3 protein-coding genes are annotated in these 3,175 nt (G+C 70.4%); all 3 read left to right on the top strand.

Annotated features, from left to right (window positions below; genetic code table 11):
* Positions 1 to 184: 184 nt before the first annotated feature.
* Genes Q0817_RS19795 through Q0817_RS19805 form a run of 3 tightly spaced genes read left to right on the top strand, consistent with a single transcriptional unit; the run spans position 185 to position 3,130 of the window.
* Entirely contained in the window at positions 185 to 1,312 is a 1,128-nt protein-coding gene (locus Q0817_RS19795) for a site-specific integrase (protein ID WP_298592140.1), read from the top strand.
* Entirely contained in the window at positions 1,305 to 1,664 is a 360-nt protein-coding gene (locus Q0817_RS19800; protein ID WP_272027956.1) for a helix-turn-helix transcriptional regulator, read from the top strand. The genes Q0817_RS19795 and Q0817_RS19800 overlap by 8 nt, the downstream gene beginning before the upstream one ends.
* Positions 1,661 to 3,130, top strand: coding sequence for a tyrosine-type recombinase/integrase (locus Q0817_RS19805; protein ID WP_298592149.1), 1,470 nt, complete (start codon positions 1,661 to 1,663; stop codon positions 3,128 to 3,130). Before Q0817_RS19800 ends, Q0817_RS19805 begins: the two co-directional genes overlap by 4 nt.
* The last annotated feature ends 45 nt before the right edge of the window (positions 3,131 to 3,175 follow it).

Raw genomic sequence — 3,175 nt, forward strand, 5'->3', positions numbered from 1 at the left:
AACTCACGGGAGTTCTTGCATCTGGTGCAACTCCCGTTCGGCCGATTTCGCCCCGGTTCCGCGGCATCCCGCGGGCGATGGGACGGTGCCGGACGTCGGATGTCTCACCGGGGTGTTGCCGCGGTGCTGGTGAGCGTAGATTTCCTGCATCAGATGCACGATTCCACGGTGAAATGGGATTCGGATGGACGCTGTACCGGGCCACGTACCTGCCGTCCTGACCGACGCCGACGTTGGACTGTTCCGCGCCGACGAGCGGGTGTTCGAGGCAATGCTCGACGGGTGGCGGGCACAGATGCTGGCCCGCGGGCTGACCCCGGCGACGATCAAGGCCCGGTGCGGTGTCGTGGCCCGGTTTCAGCGCTTCACCGCTACGTTCCCCTGGCAATGGGTTCCGGGTGATCTGGAGGACTTCCAGGCGCAGCGACGCTCCGGTCCCAGGCCAATCAGTCTCACGACCCTGCGCGCGGACTCCAGCGCGGTCGCGGCGTTCTGCACCTACCTCACGACCCCGGTCTACGGATGGGCGCCCTTCTGCCAGCAGGCGTTCGGGGACGTGCCCGCCCAGGTGGTCTTCGAGTGGAACACGCCCCGGCACACGGCCGACGACGCCGTCACACCGGGGCGCCGGGCGTTCACCCGAGCCGAGCTGCAACGGCTCTTCGACCATCTCGACGACCACATCGACCGCGAGCACGCCGCCGGGAGCAAACGCTGGTTGCCAGCCCTGCGGGACTCGATCGCCTTCAAGACCTGCTACGCCTACGGGCTGCGGCGCCGGGAGCTGACAATGCTCGAGGTGGGCGACTTCGGGCCCAACCCGCACGTGCCCGCCTACGGGGGCTTCGGTGCGGTGCAGGTGCGCTGGGCAAAGGGCACCACCGGATCAGGCCCGCGCCGGCGCACCGTGCTCACCGTCCCGGAGTTCGACTGGGTGGTGGGCCTGCTGCGGTTCTGGACCAGCCCCGACGGGCGGGCCCGGTTCCCGACAGCTGACACATCCGGCGCGCTGTGGCCCAGTGAACGCGGCGGCCGGCTGCGCCTGGGCAGCCTCGGGGACGCCTTCGCGCAGCTGCGCGAGGAGGTCGGGCTGCCCCCGGAACTGGGCCTGCACTGCCTGCGCCACTCCTACGTCACGCACCTGATCGAGGCCGGCTACGACCCGGCGTTCGTGCAGACCCAGGTCGGCCACGCCCACGCCTCGACCACGGGGCTGTACACCTCGGTCTCCTCGGACTTCAAGCAGAGGACCATCCAGCAGATGATCGCCGCCCGCCTGGCCACCGGGCTCGAGGAGGTTCCTGATGCCTGAGCAGCGCCGCATCGGCTACCGCTGGCACCTGCGCACCGTGATGGCCGGACGCAATCTGTGGAAGAGCACCGAGCTGCTGCCGCTGTTGCGCGCCCGCGGGATCACCCTGTCGGAGAGCCAGGTCTACCGGCTGGTGACCGGCACTCCCGAACGCATCCCAGCGCACACCCTGGCGGCACTGTGCGACATCCTGGACTGCTCCCCCAACGACCTCTTCGAGCCCTACCTCGAGCTGCGTGCCGCGGCCACCGCCAACGCCCCGACCCGCCCGCAGGACATCGGCCTCACCCCGGGGCAACCGATGGCCCGCCGGATCCATCTGGTGCCCGAGGAGACCGACGAGTCCTCGTGAGTAGGCCCCGCCCACCCAGCGACCCGGAGACCTGGCCGATCCCGTGCACCCGCTGCCGGGGCCACTACGAGATCGCCGCCACCTGGCCCGACGGGCCCGTGTGCCGGTACTGCTACCAGGCCGCCAAGCGCACCACCGGCACCTGCGCCTGCGGCCACACGGGTATCCTGCCCGGCCGGCTCGACGGGCGCCCCGCCTGCCGGGACTGCGCCGGGATCAGGCTGAACCTGGACTGCCGCACCTGCAGGGCCGAGGCGGAACTGCACTCCGGCGGCCAGTGCTGGTCCTGCGTGCTGGCCGCCGCCGTCGACCGGCTGCTCACCAACCCGCACACCCAGCAGATGCACCCGGCCCTGGCCCCGGTGGCCACCGCGCTGAAAGCGATGACCCGCCCCAACAGCGGGTTGACCTGGCTCAACCAACCCCACGTCACCGCGTTCCTCACCGACCTGGCCACCACTGCGATCATCAGCCACGAGACCCTCGACGCGCTGCCACCCAGCCGGACCCGCGACTACGTGCGGGCCCTGCTGGTGACCCACGGTGGGCTGCCGGCCCGGGACGAGCAGCTGGCCCGGTTCACTACCTGGAGCCAGGACGCCATCCAGCGCCTGCCCGCCGGGGAACACCGCGAGGCCCTACGACGCTTCATCCGCTGGCACCTGGCCCGGCGGATGACCACCACCGACGGGAAGACCACCCACGGGGCCTTCCTCACCGCCAAACAGACCACCACCGTGGCCATCGACTTCCTGACCTGGCTCACCAGCCGGGACACCACCCTCAGCGAGCTCACTCAGGCCGAGCTCGACGCCTGGCAAGCCGGAGGGCCCGTCACCCGAGAACTGGCCGACCGCTTCCTGGGCTGGGCGATCAACGCTCGTCTGGTGGACTCACGCCTGCGCATGCAACCCCACCGGCGCGGCACCGCAGTGCGCCTCTCACACCCCGAGCAGGCCCGCGCCCTGGCACGGGTCGTCGACCGCGAAAAGCTCACCCCCAGAGACCGCCTCGCCGCCATCCTCGTCCTGGTGCTGGCCCAACAGGTCGAAGACGTCGTCCGCCTGACCTGGGACCAGGTCACCGTCGATGACGACCGGGTCACCATCACCATCGGAGCCCACCCCGTCGAACTTCCGTCACCGCTGGACGAACCGCTACGCCAGCTGGTCACCGATCCCGGCCAGGACCGGACCGCCGCGCACCCCCACAGCCCGTGGATCTTCAGGGGTCACTCCCCTGGCCAGCACATCGACGCAAGCCACCTGCGGCGACGACTGAAGACCGTGTGCGCGCCCCGGGCCGCCCGCCTGGGCACCCTCGAGGAGCTCACCAAGCTCAGCCCCATCCCGGTCCTCGCCGAGATCCTCGGCTACCACCCGAGCACCATCGAACGTCACGCGACCAATGCGGCCAGCACCTACGCCCGCTACATCGCCGCACGCCAGAAGCCCCGAGAACGCTGACGACGTCGCCAACTCCCGCCTCATCAACATCCGTGCCTACCGGTT

The sequence above is a fragment of the uncultured Kocuria sp. genome, assembly GCF_947500125.1.
Taxonomy (GTDB): Bacteria; Actinomycetota; Actinomycetes; order Actinomycetales; family Micrococcaceae; genus Kocuria.